Raw genomic sequence first — 17,558 nt, 5'->3', positions numbered from 1 at the left:
CCGAAGACCGACCGACCTGTCGCGGGCCCCGCGTCCGCGGCCGTGCCCCGTCAACCGGATCATCACCAACCACGCGAAGGAGCATCCGCAGGTGGCCAGTAACAGTAGTGCCCAGACCCTGGAGTTCCAGGCCGAGACCCGTCAGCTGCTGCAGCTGGTCATCCACTCGATCTACTCGAACAAGGACATCTTCCTGCGCGAGCTGATCTCGAACGCCTCCGACGCCCTGGACAAGCTGCGTCTGGAGTCGCTGGTCGATTCGGGGCTGGACGCGGACACGTCCGACCTGCACATCGTCCTGGACGTCGACAAGGACGCGCGCACGCTGACCGTGCGGGACAACGGCGTGGGCATGACCCGCGACGAGGTGGTGGAGCTGATCGGCACCATCGCCAAGTCCGGCACCGCGAGCCTGCTGGAGAAGGTCAAGCAGGCCAAGGACGCCGAGGCGGCCCAGAACCTGATCGGGCAGTTCGGCGTCGGCTTCTACTCGGCGTTCATGGTCGCCGACAAGGTGAGCCTGCGGACCCGTCGTGCGGGTACGGACGAGGGCACGTTGTGGGAGTCCGACGGCCAGGGCACGTACGAGATCTCGGCTGTCGACGACCTGCCGGTCGGCACGACCGTCACGCTGCATCTGAAGGAGGCGGACAGCGAGGACGGGTTGGCGGACTATCTGGCCGAGTGGAAGATCCGGGCCATCGTGAAGCAGTACTCGGACTTCATCCGCTGGCCGATCCGCATGCCGGTGGAGCGCGGCGAGTCCGAGGGTGTGGCCGTGACCGAGATGCAGACGCTGAACTCGATGAAGGCGTTGTGGTCCAAGGCGCGCAGCGAGGTGACCGAGGCCGAGTACAACGAGTTCTACAAGCAGATCAGCCACGACTGGACCGATCCGGCGCAGATCGTCCACATGCGCTCGGAGGGCACGTTCGCCTACGACGCGCTGCTCTTCATCCCCTCGCAGGCCCCGTTCGACCTGTTCGCCCGGGAGACCAAGCGTGGCGTTCAGCTGTACGTCAAGCGCGTGTTCATCATGGACGACTGCGAAGCGCTGATGCCGAACTACCTGCGCTTCGTCAAGGGCGTCGTGGACGCCCACGACCTGTCGCTGAACATCTCCCGCGAGATCCTGCAGCACGACCGCCACATCCGCGGCGTGCGCCGCCGCCTGGTCAAGAAAGTCCTCGGCACCCTCAAGGACATGCAGGCCGGCGACGCCGAGGGCTACGCGAAGCTGTGGGGCCAGTTCGGCCGGGTGCTGAAGGAAGGGCTGATCGAGGACCCCGACAACGCAGAGGCCTTGCTGGAGCTGATCTCGGCGGACTCCACCCATGACGCCACCGCGCCGACAACGCTGCGCGAGTATGTGGAACGGATGAAGGACGGCCAGGACGTCATCTACTACCTCACGGGTGCTTCCCGGGCGGCGGTGGAGAACTCCCCGCACATGGAAGCCTTCCTCGCCAAGGGGTATGAGGTCCTGATCCTCACCGACCCGGTCGACGAGGTCTGGGTCGAGCAGGTCTCCGAGTTCGGCGGCCATCGCTTCCAGTCCGTCGCCAAGGGCCAGGTGGACCTCGACGACGCCGAGGGCGACGGCGACGGCGACGGCGAGAAGGCCAAGCGCGAGGCCGACTTCGCCGCCCTGCTGCCGTGGCTGGCCGCCACGCTGGGCGACCACGTCAAGCAGGCGCGGTTGTCCAGCCGGTTGACCACATCGGCGGCTTGCGTCGTCGGTGACGCCGACGACATGACCCCCATGCTGGAGAAGATGTACCGGGCGATGGGACAGCAGATGCCCCCGGTGAAACGCATCCTGGAGATCAACCCGCAGCACCTGCTGATCACCGGGCTGCGCACGGCCCACGAGAAGAACCCCGACGATCCGGCACTGCCCGAGCTCGCCGAGATCATCCTGGGCACCGCGCTGCTCGCCGAGGGCGGCGACCTGCCCGACCCCGCCCGCTTCGCCCGGCTGCTCAACGACCGCCTGGCGCACCAGTTCTGATCGACGACCGGGCGCGGTCCGCCGGCTGGCTGGCCGCGCCCGACTTCTTCGCACCTTCCATCACCACCAGCACCGGACCCATTCGCCCGCACCATGACCGTAGTCGCGCTTCCCGACACCGCGCTCCGCGAACCCGCGCTCCCCGAACCCGCGCTCCCCGAACCCGCGCTCCCCGAACCCGCGCTCGCCGCCCAGCGGCTGTCGCCCGACCTGGACGCCGCCACCCATGCCTCGGTCGACGCCCACGAAGCGACCCGCGCCCTCACCGACACCGTGCTGGCCTGCCGATACCTGCCCGCGGAGATCTACCAGTACGCACCACACCTGTCGTACGCCCTCGCCGCCGTCGTGGCCGCTGCTCGCGCCCTGACCGGCATCACCCGCTACGCCACCGCCCACCCCAGCCCTGACCGCCTCGCGGCCCTGCGCCAAGCCACGGCTGACCTGACCGCTTCCACGACGACACTGCGGGCTCAGATCTCCGCACTGGCCGACGCCGCCGCCCTTCACCACCAGCACGCCGCGCTTCCGGCCCAGCAGCCCGCCGAACGTCCGTTGCCAGCCGACCCGCGCTCAAGAAGAGGGCCCGAAGTCGACGCCGCTCTGCACCCACGTCTTCACCGGAGCACGTAGAGGTTGTTGAACGGATTCTCCATCTCGACGCGCCGCACCTCGCTGAAGCCCGCTTCGGCGGCCAGCTCGCGCAGCTTGGCCTCCGGCAGCCCCAACGTGCCGAGCCCCGCGCCGCCGCGGGCCAGCGAGGTGGTCATGCAGTAGAGGAGCGAGAAGCCGTATAGCAGCGTCGCGATCGGCCCCGAGTTCTGGTCCGGGTCGTCGGCGCAGTTGATGTCGAGGCAGACGTAGACGCCGTCCGGTTCCAGGGCGTCCCGGATCGACGTCAGCAGGGCGAGCGGGTCGACCGCGTCGTGCAGCATGTCGAAGGTCGTGATGACGTCGAACTTCTCCGGCAGGCCGGCGGCGGCGTCGCGGACTTCGAACCGGAGGCTGTCGGCCAGGCCGGTGGCCTCGGCTTCCCGCTCGGCCCGGTCGATCACCCCGGCGTTCTCGTCGTAGCCGACGTAGGTGCCGTTCGGGAAGTGCTGCGCCAGAGTGCGCAGCGCGTGCCCGGATCCGGTCCCGACGTCGGCGACCCGGGCGCCCGCCTCGAGCTTCGCCCTTACCTCGGGAAGCAGCGGCAGCCACAGCTGGACCAGCATGTTCTGGTGCCACTGCGCGGTGAAGCGGGAGGTGCCGACCCAGACGTCCTCGTCGAGCTGGTCCGGTGCGATGCCGCCACCCTGGCGGAAAGCGTCGACGAGCTCGTGGTATCCCTGCAGTGCGCCGAGCAGCTCTTGGTGCACACCGCCGAAGAAAGCCGGGCCGGGCTCCACCGCCAGCACCGGCGCGTGCGCCGCCGGGAGGGCGAACCGGCCGTCCGGCTCGCGGGTCAGGTAGCTCGCCGCCGTCATGCCGCGCAGCCACTCCCGGACGTAGCGCTCGTCGCAACCGGCTCGGTCGGCGAGTGCGGCACTGTCGGCCGGTCCGTGCTCGGCGAGTTGCTTGAACAGGCCGAGCCGGTCGCCGAGGGCGGCCATGAAGACGGTCGCCGCGGCCGCCGTGTCGCCCAGGACGCGCCCGGTGAAGGCGTCGACCGCCTGCTCATCCGGTGCTGCGACATCGCTGTCGGCCGCCATGGAATCCTCCTTGGATGACTGGTTTCTCACCAGCCTCGGACGAGGTCCCGTCCACCAGACACCTGAGCAGGGCTGTATGGGTGAGCGGCACGACCTCGACGGCATGACCGCGTTCCCGACCCAGCCGGGTGGAGTCGGTCGCGGCCCGCGAGCATCACTTACGGGAGCTGAGGAGCTGAGGAGCTGTTCGCCGACGCCGACGCCGAGGCCGTATCTGGTGACCTGGAGTTAAGCGCCGGCGCCGTGGAGCAGGATCGCGGTGATGAAGTCGGGGGCCTGGCGGGAACCCATGTGGCCTTCGAGCGTGAGCTCCCATGCGGTCTCGGCCAGGCCGCAGAACGTCGAGGCCAGCCAGGTGGCCGGCATGTCCTTGCGCAGCAGTCCCAAGTCTTGGCCGCGTTGCATGAGCGTGACGGTCCGCCTGAAGACCGCTTCTGCCCGGTCGCTGGCGTCCGGCACGCCGAGCACGTCGGGCTCGACGTAGACGAGGTTCCACAACTGCGCGAACGGACGGTAGTCGGCGACCATGGCGGTCAGCACCTGCTCGATCGGTGAGGTGTCCTTCTCGGCGTGGGCCAGGGCCCGGTCGCAGTCGTCGAGGATCTTCACGGCCATGGCCTGCACGAGGTTCTGGCGGGTGGGGAACAAGCGGGTCAAAGTGGCCCGGCTGATGCCCGCGGAGGCGGCGATGGCCTGCATCGACGCTCCCCGATCTTTGGCCAGGACCGGGATGGCCGCGTCCAGCACCTCCGTGGCATCAGTTCGCATCGCCGTATCAGCTCCCGCCAGTCTCTATTGAAACATCTATGTCTCAATGTATGCTTGCAAGCATCAAGAGCATTCTAGCGGGCGGGGATGCCACCCACCTCATAGAACAGAACAGATAGGCAGACCGACCGTGGAGATGCACCGCCGACGTTTCCTGCAGAGCGTGGGCCTGGGCCTGCCCAGCCTGGCCGTTCTCAGTTCCCTGTCCGCCTGCGGAGGCGGCGGCGACGGCGCCGCGACCGCCGGTTCGCCGTCGACCGCCGGTTCCACCCCGGCCGCGGGCGAGAACGTGATCGTCGTGGGCGCCGGGATCAGCGGTCTGGCCGCCGCCCGCGCCCTTGCCGACCGGGGCCTGGCGGTGACGGTGCTGGAGGCCCGGGACCGGATCGGCGGCCGCGTCTGGACCAGCACCGCCTGGCCCGGTCTGCCGCTCGACCTCGGCGCCTCGTGGATCCACGGCGTCGACGGCAACCCGCTCACCGCACTGGCGGCCAGGGCGAACGCGAAGACGATCGTGACCGACCTCGACAGCACCACCGACTACTCGGCGGACGGCAGCGAGCTGACCGCCGCCCAGACCCAGGCGCTGGAACGCTGGCGGAAGGCCGCCGCCGACGCACTCACCAAGTTCCAGGCCGAGGAGGACAAGGACGCGCCGGTGCGCGCCGTCGTCGAGGACGCGGTCGACTGGCCCTCACTGTCGGACGAGGACAAGGCCCTGCTCAACTGGGACCTGAACGACTACGAGCACGAGTATTCCGGCAGCGTGGAGCAGATGTCGGGTCTGTACTTCGACGACGACGCCAAGATCAACGGCGCGGACGTGCTGTTCCCGCAGGGCTACCACCAGATCACCGACCTGCTCGCCGCCGGGCTGACCATCCGGACGGGACAGGTCGTCCAGCGCGTCGACTGGACCTCCAGCGGCGTCACGGTCACCACCGGCAAGGGGACCTTCCAGGCCGACCATGTCGTGGTCACCCTGCCCTTGGGTGTGCTGCAGAGCGGAGCCGTCACGTTCGGTCCCGGCCTGCCCGCGGAAAAGGCGGCCGCGATCAGCAAGCTCGGCATGGGTGTGCTCGACAAGTGCTACCTGCGTTTTCCCAAGACGTTCTGGGCCGACACCGACTGGCTGGGCTACGTGCCGGACCTCGAGCACTATGGCCAGTGGGCCCAGTGGGTCAACGTCGCGCGGCCCACCGGCCAGCCGGTGCTCCTCGGCTTCAACGCCGCCGACTTCGGCCGCACCATCGAGAGCTGGAGCGACGCCCGGATCGTCGACAGCGCCATGGCCACGCTGAAGACCATCTACGGCGGCGACATCCCCGCACCGCTCGGATACCAGATCACCCGTTGGGCCTCAGATCCCTACGCGCTCGGCTCCTACTCCTACAACAAGCTCGGTTCCACTCCGGCCATGCGTGACCAGCTCGCCGCCGCCATCGCGGGCCGGGTGCACTTCGCCGGCGAAGCCACCGACAAGATGAACTTCGCCACCGTCCACGGGGCTTACAACTCCGGCCTTCGAGCCGCCAAGGAGATCACCGGCTGAGAACGCTCGCTCGGTGCTCAGCCGACGACACCGTCACCGGGCAAGGCGAGCCCGTGGACCGACGAGGCCAGCGTACGAGGCGTCACACCGTGTTGCTCGGCGTCAGGGTCGGCGCCCAATTCGATCAACCGCATGACCACGTCGGCGTACTCCGGCCAACTGCCGGCGCCGTAGGCGCTGACGGCGTTGACGAGCAACAGCCAGCTGTGCGCGCGCAGCGCGGGGAGATCGAGGCCGGAAGGATCGGCGAGAGCGGTCAGAGACAGCTCGGGACCGTCGCAGCCGATCACATCGAGCAACGCCTGCATGCCGTCGTGGTCCGTCAGCCTTTCCTGCCCGCGCCCGAGTTGCCGCCAACTCTGCGGTACGAGAGGGCCGAACGGGGTCTGGGATCCAGGCGCACCACCCACAGCGGTCTCCTCTCGGTCGGGGTGAGCTCATTCATATCAGGGGGCGAGGACTTCCTTGGCGGCGCGGAGGCCCGAAAGACCGCCGTGGAAGCCCAGCGCGGGCGGGTATGCCCGGCCCCGCTTGGCGTGGGGGCGGTGACCACGACCGTGGTCACCGCCCGCCGGTTCCGCCGTCGCGGCGTCAGCTCAGGCGGTGATGCCGAACTTCGCCAGGAGTGCGCGAGCGGCGATGTTCCCGCTCTTGACCGCTCCGCTCATCATGCCGCGTTCGGCGTAGGGCGCCGTGTGCTCGCCACAGAAGTAGACGCCGCCCTCCGCCGTCGCCTCATAGCCGCCGAAGGCCGCCCATTGTCCCGGCCGGTAGTAGCAATAGCTGCCTCCGGCGAAGGGATCGTTCACCCAGTTGTCGAGGTAGGCCTTGCCGTTGAAGGAAGCACTGGCCTTCGGGCTCGGATAGAGGGCGTCGTCCGCCGCCAGGATCTGCGAGACGACCGCGGCGGGCGCCGGGCCGTGGTCGGGATAGGCCGAATAGTCGGCGTTGTTGAGCACGACCTGGAGCGGAGGGGCGAAGCTGCTGCCGCCGTAGGTCCCGTTGGTGTTGATGTACGAAGCCTGCCACCCCTCGGAGACGACGGTGTCCGATTCGACGTCCCCGCTGTAGCTGTTCGCTCCCCAGACCTGGTCGGTGAACTGCAGGGTGATCTTCGAGTTCGTGCCGTTGGGTTTCTGGAAGCTCGCGAGTTTGAGGGCGGACAAGCCCGCCTGCGTCATGTCCACGGCCTGGATCACCTTGCCAGTCGGCACGGCGAGGAAGACGTAGTCGCAGACGACCTGGGAGAGCACGCCGCCTGAGCTGAACGTGAGCGTGTAGGTGTTGTCCGTGTTCTGCTTGACGGCTACGAGCTGCTGTCCGAGATGCACGCTCCCGGCGGGGAGCTTGCTCGCGATGGTCTTCGCGACGTTGTCGTTGCCGCCCGGCACGCCCCAGCGCTCGTCGTAGGTGGAGCGACGGTAGGGGAAGACCTGAGTCGTCGTGCCGAGATCCGCGATGAGGTGGAAGGCGCTGATGTCGTCGGGGCGCGCTCCGTATTCGCCGCCGGTCATGGCGTATGCGATGTCCTTGCCGGCGGATCCGGTCATGCCTTCCGGGACGTAGGCATCGATCCATTGTGTCGCGGTCATCCCGGCGTACTGTCGGTTGAAGGCGTTCTGGCTTGCGTACGTGAACGGCCACACGCTCTGGTCGAACTGGCTCGACGCCGCGTTCTCGGCGGCGGTGTAAGCCGAGTCGTCCAGCCCGTCCGCGCCGTTGAAGAAGTACTGGTCGCCTCCGTTCGGGTAGTTGAGCCAGAGGTCGTACATCGATCCCATGCCGAGTTCGTTGATGAGGGCGCCGATGCCGTCCGACTGATAACCGGCCTTCTCGTTGGTGTTGACCCCGCCACCACCGTGCTCGAACCACTGTTTCGCGTTGAAGTAGGACTTGTCGGTCCACGTGCGTCCACCGACGCGTGTGCGTGCCTCATAGACCTGAACCGGCCAGCCCGCGCCCTTGAACATCCGCCACGCCGCCGTCAGCCCGGCGTTGCCCGCCCCGACCACGACGACGCGAGGTGCGGTGACCGCGCTCGCCCGGCTGGGGAGCAGGATGTTGGCGCTGAAGGCGGAGGCCGCCCCGGCCGCGACCGCTGTGCCCGCGCCTCGCTTCAGCAGCTGGCGGCGGCTGAGCCGGCGGGCCTCCGCCTCGCGGCGCTCGGCCGACTCGTCCCTCTCCCGCTGCCGACGGGCCTCGAACTCGGCGGAACGGCCGATACTCTCGCGGACCGCGGCCATCTCCCGGTCGAAGATCTCCTGGGACGGCTGCCCGGTCTGCCGGCTCTCCTTGACCGCCCCCACCCATATGTGGCGTCGAACTTTGTGGATCCCACCTGCCATGAAGACCTGCCTCCACTCTTGGCCCGATTGGTGATCAACCGCAGTACCTAGTGATGCTCCCAAGAGTAGAGTGAGACATCGTTGTGTCAATAGAGGCGGAGCGATAGCGCTGTCGCCGTGCGGGACAGCACGAAGCAGACCTCGGTGTCCGAACGCTCGGTGACCGGCCAGCCGCCGGGCCGGCATGACCAGACGCCGACGTCGCCGACCGGACCCGCGACGACTTCGAGCAGGCCGAGGCGCGGGTCGCCGCTGTCGGCACCAGGGCGGAGGCCCGCCTCGGCGAGCGGTCCGGTCACGGTGGCCGACGGGGTGTGAATGAGCGAGGGCCTGGTCGTGTCTCCTTGGGGCCGAGTCGGTGGAGCGGTCTCTGACGAGGTCGCGGGCGGTCGCAGGGGGCTGAGGACTCGAACGCTTGTGTCGCAGTCCTGTAACACCGCCCGAACCGCACCGTTTGACGCCGGACGGGTCAGGTCATGCGGACGTCGGCAGCCGGACCAGCCGGCTTGCATGACAGGACGGAGAACACGATGTACATCGGCATGGGAACCGTCGTCTTGATTCTGGTCATCCTGCTGATCCTCTTCCTCGTCCGTCGGTGAGCGGACGTGCCGGTCACAGCCGGGCGTGGGTGGCGATGTCCTCGCTGAACGCCCGCAGCAGGTCCGGGGTCGCGGTCGGGCGGCACTGGGCGAGGGCCGCGAGGTAGTCCCCTGTGGAGGCGCCGGCCGGCATCCCGTCGGCGGCAGGGGTCTCGGTGCGGCGTCGGCCGTGGATGCGGCCGACGCCCGGCAGGCCGTCGTCCTCGGCGAAGACGGCGCGTTCGAACGCCGTCTGGGCGGCGATGCGCGCGGCGTGGCCGATGTCGGCGGGGCTGAAGCCGTCGCTGGCGGCGACCAGCGCGTGCAGGTCGACGGCGTGGTGCGAGGTGCGGGCGTGCTGAGCCCAGATCGCCTCGCGGGCCGCCGCGTCCGGGGGACCGATCGGGATGACGTAGTCGAAGCGGCCCGGGCGGAGGAAGGCGGGGTCCAGGGCTCGCACCGAATTGGTCGCGCACACCAGCAGCCGGCCGGAGTGCTCCCGGAACGCCGGGATCAGTTTGAGCAGCTCGTTGGTGACGCCGTGCGGGCCGGAGGACGGTGCGCCGTCGCGGACCGCGGCGATCTCCTCGACCTCGTCGATGAAGACGACGACCTGCTCCACCTCGGCGAGCAGGCCGAACGCCTCGCGCATCGCCGCGGCCAGGTTCCCGCCGTCGGCCAGCCGGGACGGCAGCAGCTCGACGAACGGCCAGCCCAGCCGGGAGGCGATGGCGCGGGCGAACGTGGTCTTGCCGGTTCCGGGCGGTCCAAACAGCGCGATCGCGCGCGGCGGCGCGACCCCGTGCGCCGCAGCGAGCTCCGGTTCGGCCAGCGGCAGCACGACGCAGCGTTCGATCAGGCTCCGCTCGGCCGCCATGCCCGCCAGCTTGGTCCACAGATCGCCGGGCAGCGTGCGCCCGCCGAGCCGCTCCAGCGCGTCGGCGCCGGCGGCGGCGACGGGCTCGACCCGCTCGAAATAGGCCACGGCGGAGCGGCGTTCGTAGCCGGCGTTGCGGAGTCCCTCTCCGAGCAGCTCCTCCTCGGGGAGGATGTAGGCGATGCGGCGGACCCGGCTCTCCACCAGGCGCCGCTCCAGCTCGAACAGCAGCCCGCTGGCCAGCCCCCGGCCCCGCCACGCCGGCTCGATGGCGATCCTCATGATCCACGCCCGGTCGCCGTTGACGGATGCGAGCGCGGCGCCGACCACCGTGCCGCCCTGGGTGACGACGGCTGCGGGCTGCCGTGTGGTGAGGGCGTTGATGCATTCGCCCAGCGAGAACACGGACTCCTGGCCCAGGGGCGCGGTCGTGTCGATCAGATGGACTACCGCCGCGAGGTCTTCCTCGCGGTATTCACGGATCAGCCAATTCACGGATATCGGGCTCCTGACGACGCAAGGTTTCGTCTCTGTGCGCAGACCGTAGGGCACCCGCTCAGCGCGCTGGAACCAGCCGGAGTGGCAAGCGACCGGCCGAGTCGGCGACATCATGTATGTGGCAGATGGTCGGTGAGGTAGCCGAGAACGGGATTCCACTCGTGGATGCGGACCCGGGAAAGCACATCGGCGGCGGAGTACGGGTCGCGGTCCACCAGCTCCCAGACCTCTGCTTCGTCCTGGGTGTGGAAGATGAGCAGCCCGCCCGTGTCGCTGACCAACGGCCCGGACAGCTCGTGGACGAGCCGAGGATGGCGGTGGTCGCCGCGGACTGCGACCTCGCCGCACGGGAGCACCTGGCTCTGGCGGACCTCGTGGGCCGGCCGATCGCCGTGAACACCGTGGCCGGGACGACCACCCTGGACCTGTGGCCCGCCGCGGCACGCCCCGCCGAGACGATCGAGGTCACCAACACGGACGACTGGCTCACCGTGATCGCCGCGGGCCGGGGTGAGCTCGTGGCGGGGGACCGGACGGAGGGGTAAAGGTGGGACATTCCTCAGAATCCGCGTGCTGGGAATCTTCCCGGCCCTAGTGGTGCTGAGGGTGTCGCCGACGGCGCCGCACAGTCTCCGTCGGCCGCGGCGCACGTCCGCCGCGTTTCCACCATGGAGGAGAGCGATGCAGAACGATCAGCCCGGCATGAACGAACGTCCCGAGATGCGGGCTCTCGTCCTGGAGGAGTTCGGGACCGAGCCCGTGCTGCGCAGTGTCGAGCGCCCCACGCCCGGACCCGGCGAGGTCCTGGTGCGGATCGAGGCCAGCGGGGTGAACCCGCTGGACCTCAAGATCAAAGCCGGGGCCGCCGGGCACGCCCGGGTGACGCCCCCGGCGGTCCTGGGCATCGACCTGGCCGGTGTGGTCACCGAGGTCGGGCCCGGCGTGACCCGGTTCGACGTCGGCGACGAGGTGTACGGCATGGCCGGTGGCGTCGGCGGCCTGCCCGGCACGCTGGCTGAGTACTCGGCGGTGGACGCCGACCTGCTGGCTGTCAAACCCGCACGGCTCACCATGGCCGAGGCGGCCGCCCTGCCCCTCGCCCTGATCACCGCGTGGGAGGGCCTGGTGGACCGGGCCCGGGTGGGGGAGCACGACTCGGTGCTGGTGCACGGCGGCGCCGGCGGCGTGGGCCACGTCGCGGTGCAGCTGGCCCGGGCGCACGGCGCGAAGGTCTTCGCGACCGGCTCGGCCGGCGATCTGGAGACGATCCGGGCGCTGGGCGCCGAGCCCATCGACTATCGGGCCGTGCCGCGGCAGGACTACGTCGACAAGTACACCGCGGGCGAAGGCTTCGACGTGGTGTTCGACACCATCGGCGGCGCGACGCTGGACTCGTCGTTCGCGGCCGTGCGCACCTACACCGGCCGGGTCGTCAGCATTCTGGGATGGGGCGAGCACAGTCTGGCCCCGCTGAGCTTCCGCGGCGCCAGCTACTCCGGAGTGTTCACCCTGCTGCCCCTGCTGACGGGCCGGAGCCGGGCCCATCACGGCCGGGTGCTCGCCGAGGCCGCCGAGCTGATCGATGCCGGGAAGATCACGCCCATCCTCGATCCGACGCCGTACCACCTGGGTACCGTCGAGGAGGCACATCGTGCGGTGGCCGAAGGGACACGCCGTGGAAAGGTCGTGGTGCAGGTCGGCGGCAGTGCGGAACCGCCTGTGAGCCGGGGCTGAATCAGGGCTGAACCAGGACTGGATCAGCGCCGAGTCAGGGCTGCGCCGCCGCCGCCGGCGCCGCCGACGCTGATCAGGTCCATGTCACGCCTTGCGGACCAGCGGGTCGCCCCCGCGACCACCTCAGGACGCCGCACGCAGTTTGGCCAGCGCCTCAGTCAGGATGTCCTCGGCTTCGGTGGCGCTGCGCCGGTCGCGTACGTACTGCAGGTGCGTCTTGAACGGTGCCACAGCGCCCGTGGCCGGAGGGCTCTCGGGGTCGAGCCCGGCAGGGAGTGCGCAGTGGTGGCAGTCCCAGGTCTGCGGCAGGTCGGCGGACAGGGCGAAGATCACAGGGGTCGAGTGGCCGGCGCCGCACCAGAACGTGATGCTGGTCCGTTCGGCCGCGGGGCCCCGTTCGGAATGGCCGGAAGGGCCTGACCCGATTCTGCTTCCGCGAATGCCGCTGCCACGTGACATGGTCGGAGCCTCCAAAGATTGGCCAACCCCGGACCGAAAGTGGTCGAGCCGCGCCGCCCTGCTCACAGTACGCGCTTTCGGCGCCGCCCATAAGTACCGTGGGGGAAAAGCGCGGGCCCGCACCTCGATGAGGTGCGGGCCCGCGCTCAAGGAACCGACTCGGTCACGGTTCTCAGGCCGCGGTCACTCCGCGACGATGGCGACCGCCTGCGGGCCCTTCTGGCCCTGCGTGACCTCGAAGCTCACCCGCTGGCCTTCCCGCAGCTCACGGTAGCCGTCGGCCGCGATGTTCGAGAAATGCGCGAAGACGTCGGGGCCGCCGCCGTCCTGCTCGATGAACCCGAAGCCCTTTTCCGCGTTGAACCACTTCACAGTACCGGTGGCCATGATTTTCTCCTCCTGGTGGGGGTGGACGAAGAGACTTCCGCACCGTGCGGAGTCCCGGTCGCTGAAATGACCCCGATCCGGAGGTTTCCGGAGAAAACAAAAAAGCGCCTGGAGCCGCAAAGCGTCAGGCGCACACTGAGTTCATGGGTACCACAACTGCAACGACCCAAATGTAGCACAGGTTGACGGGCTGGACGGGCAGGGGTGGGGACCGGGAGACCGACGTCAGCCCGTCACGCGGACCGCCGCCATCCACGTGAACAGTCGCTGAACGCCGGGCGAGTACTCCAGCCCTTGTTCCACGGCGGCGTCCTTCAGGTTCTCAGGGAACGCTGCGTCCGTTGCCATCCGCTCGCGCAGCTGGGACGGCGACTCGACGCCGAGCCCGGTCAGAAGTCGCAGCATGTCGGCATCATCGAAATCCGGATGGACCTCGCCCAGGGCCGCGATGCCGTGCAGCCGATCGATCGTCGCGGGCAAGGTGGCGAGGTACAGAGCCGTCTGCTGCCGCTGGCTGCCGGTGCGAGTCGCCCGCGCGAAACGAGCCGGGGTGGTCAGTCCGGCGGTCGTCAACTGGGCCCGGAAGGGCGCGAACGGCCCGAAGCCGACGAAGTCCGAAGGATGCTTGACCAAACCCATGAACCGCTCGTCGCCGCGTACCGAGGACAGGTCGGGGTCGGTCTGAGCCCGCCTCTTCGCCTCCTCGGTTCCGGTCGCGAAGGCGAGATCCCGAATCAGAGCGACCTCGATCTGGTGCTTCCTGGCATCGGTTGGGGGCAGGCAGGCGATTGCGTGCGCGTTGAGGCATGCGGAGTTGTACGCCAGTACGGGAGACGCCATCCCGCCGCTCTCAGACCAGGGACCATCGTTCAGGACTGTGACGATGCTCCGGACCTTCTGTGCGAACGGCAGGAGCGATCGCGCCTTCGCCGCGATCTCGTCGTCGGGTCTGGGCCGCGTCAACACGACCTTGCAGGCCCTTTCCAGCTCTTCGGCGTAGCCGTCTGCTCGCTCGCCATCGAAAGGGTCGTACTTCCCACCTCTCACGCACCGGCGGAGGGTGGCGTTCGAGGCCCTGTAGAGAGCGCTCAGATAGAGCGATCCCCAGCCCCTCTTGAGGCAGCCCCCTGCGTAGGCCTCGTCCCTGAGCGCCTCGTACATGCCCAGGATGGTCGCGTCGTACGGCTCGTGGAGCTGTTCCTCGAGCCTGCGAACGTATTCGTACCGCGCAATGGCATTGCCGGGATCCATGTTGGAGGCCTTGCGGAGCAGTGCGGAGGCATCCTCATGGCGCGCGAGCGAGGTGCTGGTGGCGATGACCTGCAGCGTCACGCTCCGCCATTCCGTGGCTCCGCAGAGCCCCTCTTCGAGCGATGGATGCACATGGCTGAGTTCAGTGACTATGAAAGCCGCGGCACCGGTGAGCAGTTGCGCCTTCGCCAGGTTCTTGGAGGTCCCGTCGGCGCTCCCATCCTCGGCAAGCGGATTGAGGCCCAGATCGCTCCGACTGAAGATGCTGGCGCGTGCCAAGCGCCCATTGCGCAGCAGCCGCATGGCCAGGCGATCGTCGTCGACGAAAGTGATCTGGGCCCGCCAGGTGAGGTCCGGCCGCAGGGTCGCCCAGAACCTCATCAGCGTCGCGGCGACCTGGTTGCCGGGGATTCCGCTGAGGTCCTGCTGCTCCAGCGAACTCAGAGACGTGGGCAGGCTGGACAGGTCGGACATGTCGATTCCGCGCGTCTGTTCCTTGCCCAGCGTCCTGAGCCGGCCGAGCAGGTAGCCGGTGGCGGACGCGTACGGTCTGCCGTCGGCGTCCTGCACACCGACCTCGAGGCGGCATCGCTGACCGGACGAGGTCGCGGTGATGACGATGCCCAGCGCCAGCAGCGCGACATAGGTGATACAGAGTCTCCGCCAGGGGGTGTCCTCGCCCATGGCTCCGAGGAGAACCGAAGTCGCCAGGACGGCCACGCCGATGATGGCGGCGACCACGGCCGGGGGCAGCCACCAGTCTTTGGCGAAGTGCCGCCAGTCCGTCGTGGAGAAGTACGCCCAGACGCACAGTCCGGCGAACAGCGTGCCGACCGTGGCCAACACGCCCCACGACCACCAGCCTTCGACGTCGGCCGCCTGGAAAGGCTGGAACATGCCGTAGAACGGCAGGAGTGCCGCCGCCCCGAGGATCAGGACGCTGCCGAGCGCCCGGGCGCACCTCTGCGCAGGCCCGGGCCACACCACGGCATCGACTCGGACGAAGAACCTGCTGGTCAACGCGCTGGCTATGGCCAATGCGACCGCGATGACGAGGAAGGCGCCGATGAACCGGAACGCGGGCTGCAGCGTGCCGTCGTAGAAGGTGTCCCAGTCGCTGATCGCCTTCGACGCCGCCTCATGGGCCGCTCCGGCGGCCCCCTGGTTCCGTACCACGCGCCACTCCGCTTCCTTCGGCTTCCAGGATCGGCGACCTCACGGTCACCCGGCCGGGCCGAAGGTCCAGTCGGGTGACCTTCGACCCTGGTGATGCCGCGCCCGAAAGCACACGCTGGGTGTATGGGTATCGCGCGCAAGTCCCTCGGTGCCGCGGCGATCGGAGCGGGCGTGTACGCCCGATGGCTGCGTCCTCGGCTCTGGCGGTGGGGCGCGACCGACGCGGAGGTCGCCGGGGCGTTCCCCGGCGCCGGACTGGTTCCCGGTGGAGTGCGTGCCGCGACGATGGCCGTCACCATCGAAGCGCCGCCCGAGCAGGTCTGGCCGTGGCTCGTCCAGATGGGCGGAGACCGTGCGGGCTGGTACTCCTGGGATCGGCTCGATAACGGGGGGCGCCCGAGTGCCACGCAGGTGCATCCCGAGTGGCAGGACCTCGCCGTCGGCGACCAGGTGAAGTACTGGTCGCGCAAGGGGCCCGTGTACGCGTGGCGGGTCGCCGCGCTTGAACCGAACCGGTTCCTGGCGCTCCAGGCGCTGGTCGATCTGCGTGGCCGGCGGCTGGATCCGGAACGGCCGCGGCCGTCGGCTTATCTGGAGGGACTGTGGGCCTTCCTGCTGAAGGAACAGCCTGTCGGGCGTACTCGTCTGGTGATCAGCGGCTATCAGGCCGTGCGGCCCCGATGGCTCGAACGGTTCGCGAACTACTGGATCTACCTGCCGCTGACCTGGCCGATGCAGGCGCGCATGCTGGTGGTGCTGAAACGCAACATCGAGCGCGTGGCGGAGCGCCGTGAGGCGCAGGTTCCCTGAGCGAGGGGACACTCGAGGGACTTTCGCCCCTATTGTTTCGATTTCCGGTATTTCACTCTGAGAGAGAGCCATCAAGGATCTTCGCGTGGAAGAAGGCCGGATCATGTACTTCGTCGATCGCCACGACGCCGGACGACGCCTGGCCCGGGAGCTGTCGAGTCTCCGCGGTCACGACGTCGTCGTCCTGGGCCTGCCGCGCGGCGGCGTACCGGTCGCCGCCGAGGTCGCGCAAGCCCTCGACGCGCCACTCGACGTCATCATGGTCCGAAAACTCGGCGTCCCCTACCAGCCCGAGGTGGCCATGGGCGCCATCGGCGAGGACGGCGTCCGCGTCGTCGACGACGCGATACGGCACGCCGCCGGCGTCTCCGACGCCGGCCTGGCCGCGGTCCAGGACCGCGAGACCGCGGAGCTGGAACGGCGGGTCGTCCGCTACCGCCGCGGCCACGCCCGGGCAGACCTGGGCGGACGGACGGCGCTCGTCGTCGACGACGGCGTGGCCACCGGCTCCACCGCGCGGGCCGCGTGCCTGGTCGCGCGCGCCCACGGTGCCGCCCGCGTGGTGCTGGCCGTGCCGGTCGTGTCGCCCGACCGGATCTCGGCCCTCGCCGACGTGGCCGACGAGGTGGTGTACATCGCGGCGCCGGACGGCTTCCGCGCCGTCGGGCAGTACTACCGGGACTTCGCGGCGACCTCCGACGACGAGGTCATCCAGTGCCTGGACGACGCGATGCGCCGGACGCACGCCGAGCCCGGACTGTCCCGCGAGGTCGTCGTCCAGGCCGGTTCGGCACGGCTGGAGGGCACCCTCACGATGCCGTCCGGCGCGACCGGGATCGTGGTGTTCGCCCACGGCAGCGGGAGCAGCCGCCACAGCACGCGGAACCGGTTCGTGGCGCGGGCTCTCAACGACGTCGGCCTGGCGACCCTGTTGTTCGATCTGCTCACGCTGGAAGAGGAGAGTGATCGGGCGAACGTCTTCGACATCGTCTTCCTGGCCGAGCGCCTGTCCGGGGCCACCCGGTGGCTGCTGGAGCAGCCCGAGGTCCGGGGGCTCCCCGTGGGCTACTTCGGTGCCAGCACCGGAGCGGCCGCGGCGCTGTGGGCGGCCGCCGAACCGGACTCCCCGGTCGCCGCCGTGGTCTCCCGAGGCGGCCGGCCCGACCTGGCCGCCGCGCGCCTGCCCATGGTCACCGCGCCGACGCTGCTCATCGTCGGCGGCGCCGACCAGGCGGTCCTGCGCCTGAACCGCCGGGCTCAGACGCTGTTGGGCGGCCCGAGCCACCTGATGATCGTCCCGGACGCGACGCACCTGTTCTCCGAACCCGGAGCCCTGGAACAGGTCGCCCAGCTGGCCGCCGACTGGTTCACCGAACGTCTCGCCCTCGCCCACCACAGCTGAAGGACTGTTCGGC

Annotated in this window: 17 protein-coding genes; 7 read left to right on the top strand and 10 right to left on the bottom strand. The window is 69.3% G+C overall.

The genetic code is table 11. The features are described 5' to 3' along the window. The first annotated feature begins 91 nt into the window (after positions 1-91). Complete coding sequence (htpG, locus tag ABD466_RS16570; RefSeq protein ID WP_344657948.1) at positions 92-2,011, top strand: molecular chaperone HtpG; 1,920 nt, start codon at positions 92-94, stop codon at positions 2,009-2,011. 93 nt (positions 2,012-2,104) lie between these two features. Then, the gene (locus tag ABD466_RS16565; RefSeq protein WP_344657947.1) at positions 2,105-2,644 is read left to right on the top strand and encodes a hypothetical protein; all 540 of its coding nucleotides are present in this window, start codon (positions 2,105-2,107) and stop codon (positions 2,642-2,644) included. Here the strand turns inward: ABD466_RS16565 and ABD466_RS16560 are convergent. After that, positions 2,629-3,705 (bottom strand): class I SAM-dependent methyltransferase, encoded by a 1,077-nt coding sequence (locus ABD466_RS16560; RefSeq protein WP_344657946.1) that lies wholly within the window; start codon positions 3,703-3,705, stop codon positions 2,629-2,631. The genes ABD466_RS16565 and ABD466_RS16560 overlap by 16 nt on opposite strands. 228 nt (positions 3,706-3,933) lie before the next feature. After that, positions 3,934-4,473 carry a TetR/AcrR family transcriptional regulator gene (locus ABD466_RS16555; RefSeq protein ID WP_344657945.1) on the bottom strand — a complete coding sequence of 180 codons (540 nt, stop codon included), beginning with the start codon at positions 4,471-4,473 and terminating at the stop codon, positions 3,934-3,936. Between the two features lie 136 nt (positions 4,474-4,609). Between ABD466_RS16555 and ABD466_RS16550 the strand changes: the two genes are divergently transcribed. Continuing rightward, positions 4,610-6,025 carry a flavin monoamine oxidase family protein gene (locus ABD466_RS16550; protein WP_344657944.1) on the top strand — a complete coding sequence of 472 codons (1,416 nt, stop codon included), beginning with the start codon at positions 4,610-4,612 and terminating at the stop codon, positions 6,023-6,025. Between the two features lie 17 nt (positions 6,026-6,042). Here ABD466_RS16550 and ABD466_RS16545 read toward each other — a convergent pair whose 3' ends face one another. The 5 genes from ABD466_RS16545 to ABD466_RS16525 form a co-directional block, all read right to left on the bottom strand. Then, positions 6,043-6,333, bottom strand: a complete 291-nt coding sequence (locus tag ABD466_RS16545) for a hypothetical protein (protein ID WP_344657943.1) — start codon at positions 6,331-6,333, stop codon at positions 6,043-6,045. 288 nt (positions 6,334-6,621) lie between these two features. Continuing rightward, positions 6,622-8,370 carry a flavin monoamine oxidase family protein gene (locus ABD466_RS16540; RefSeq protein WP_344657942.1) on the bottom strand — a complete coding sequence of 583 codons (1,749 nt, stop codon included), beginning with the start codon at positions 8,368-8,370 and terminating at the stop codon, positions 6,622-6,624. 86 nt (positions 8,371-8,456) lie between these two features. Beyond that, on the bottom strand, positions 8,457-8,669 hold the full coding sequence (locus tag ABD466_RS16535) for a hypothetical protein (protein ID WP_344657941.1): 213 nt from the start codon (positions 8,667-8,669) through the stop codon (positions 8,457-8,459). 316 nt (positions 8,670-8,985) lie between these two features. Next, entirely contained in the window at positions 8,986-10,323 is a 1,338-nt protein-coding gene (locus ABD466_RS16530) for an ATP-binding protein (protein ID WP_344657940.1), read from the bottom strand. A gap of 113 nt (positions 10,324-10,436) precedes the next feature. Continuing rightward, positions 10,437-10,607 carry a YciI family protein gene (locus tag ABD466_RS16525; protein ID WP_344657939.1) on the bottom strand — a complete coding sequence of 57 codons (171 nt, stop codon included), beginning with the start codon at positions 10,605-10,607 and terminating at the stop codon, positions 10,437-10,439. A 15-nt stretch (positions 10,608-10,622) separates the two neighbouring features. On the opposite strand from ABD466_RS16525, the gene ABD466_RS16520 reads away from it, so the two are divergent. After that, positions 10,623-10,871 (top strand): hypothetical protein, encoded by a 249-nt coding sequence (locus ABD466_RS16520; RefSeq protein WP_425558664.1) that lies wholly within the window; start codon positions 10,623-10,625, stop codon positions 10,869-10,871. Positions 10,872-11,007: 136 nt separating this feature from the next. Continuing rightward, positions 11,008-12,060 (top strand): zinc-dependent alcohol dehydrogenase family protein, encoded by a 1,053-nt coding sequence (locus ABD466_RS16515; protein WP_344657938.1) that lies wholly within the window; start codon positions 11,008-11,010, stop codon positions 12,058-12,060. Between the two features lie 123 nt (positions 12,061-12,183). Here the strand turns inward: ABD466_RS16515 and ABD466_RS16510 are convergent, their stop codons facing one another. The 3 genes from ABD466_RS16510 to ABD466_RS16500 form a co-directional block, all read right to left on the bottom strand. After that, positions 12,184-12,519 (bottom strand): RNA polymerase-binding protein RbpA, encoded by a 336-nt coding sequence (locus tag ABD466_RS16510; protein WP_344657937.1) that lies wholly within the window; start codon positions 12,517-12,519, stop codon positions 12,184-12,186. A 183-nt stretch (positions 12,520-12,702) separates the two neighbouring features. Further along, the gene (locus ABD466_RS16505; protein WP_344657936.1) at positions 12,703-12,906 is read right to left on the bottom strand and encodes a cold-shock protein; all 204 of its coding nucleotides are present in this window, start codon (positions 12,904-12,906) and stop codon (positions 12,703-12,705) included. Positions 12,907-13,131: 225 nt separating this feature from the next. Next, on the bottom strand, positions 13,132-15,333 hold the full coding sequence (locus ABD466_RS16500; RefSeq protein ID WP_344657935.1) for a hypothetical protein: 2,202 nt from the start codon (positions 15,331-15,333) through the stop codon (positions 13,132-13,134). Positions 15,334-15,618: 285 nt separating this feature from the next. Here ABD466_RS16500 and ABD466_RS16495 point away from each other — a divergent pair, with 285 nt between their 5' ends. Together ABD466_RS16495 and ABD466_RS16490 are read left to right on the top strand one after the other, a co-directional pair. Next, positions 15,619-16,143: a hypothetical protein gene (locus ABD466_RS16495; protein WP_344657934.1), complete on the top strand. Its 525-nt coding sequence runs from the start codon at positions 15,619-15,621 to the stop codon at positions 16,141-16,143. A gap of 103 nt (positions 16,144-16,246) precedes the next feature. After that, complete coding sequence (locus ABD466_RS16490; RefSeq protein WP_344658055.1) at positions 16,247-17,545, top strand: phosphoribosyltransferase family protein; 1,299 nt, start codon at positions 16,247-16,249, stop codon at positions 17,543-17,545. The last annotated feature ends 13 nt before the right edge of the window (positions 17,546-17,558 follow it).

This window comes from Catenulispora subtropica, from assembly GCF_039531675.1.
Lineage (GTDB): Bacteria > Actinomycetota > Actinomycetes > Streptomycetales > Catenulisporaceae > Catenulispora > Catenulispora subtropica.
This window is presented reverse-complemented; position numbering and strand designations above follow the sequence as displayed.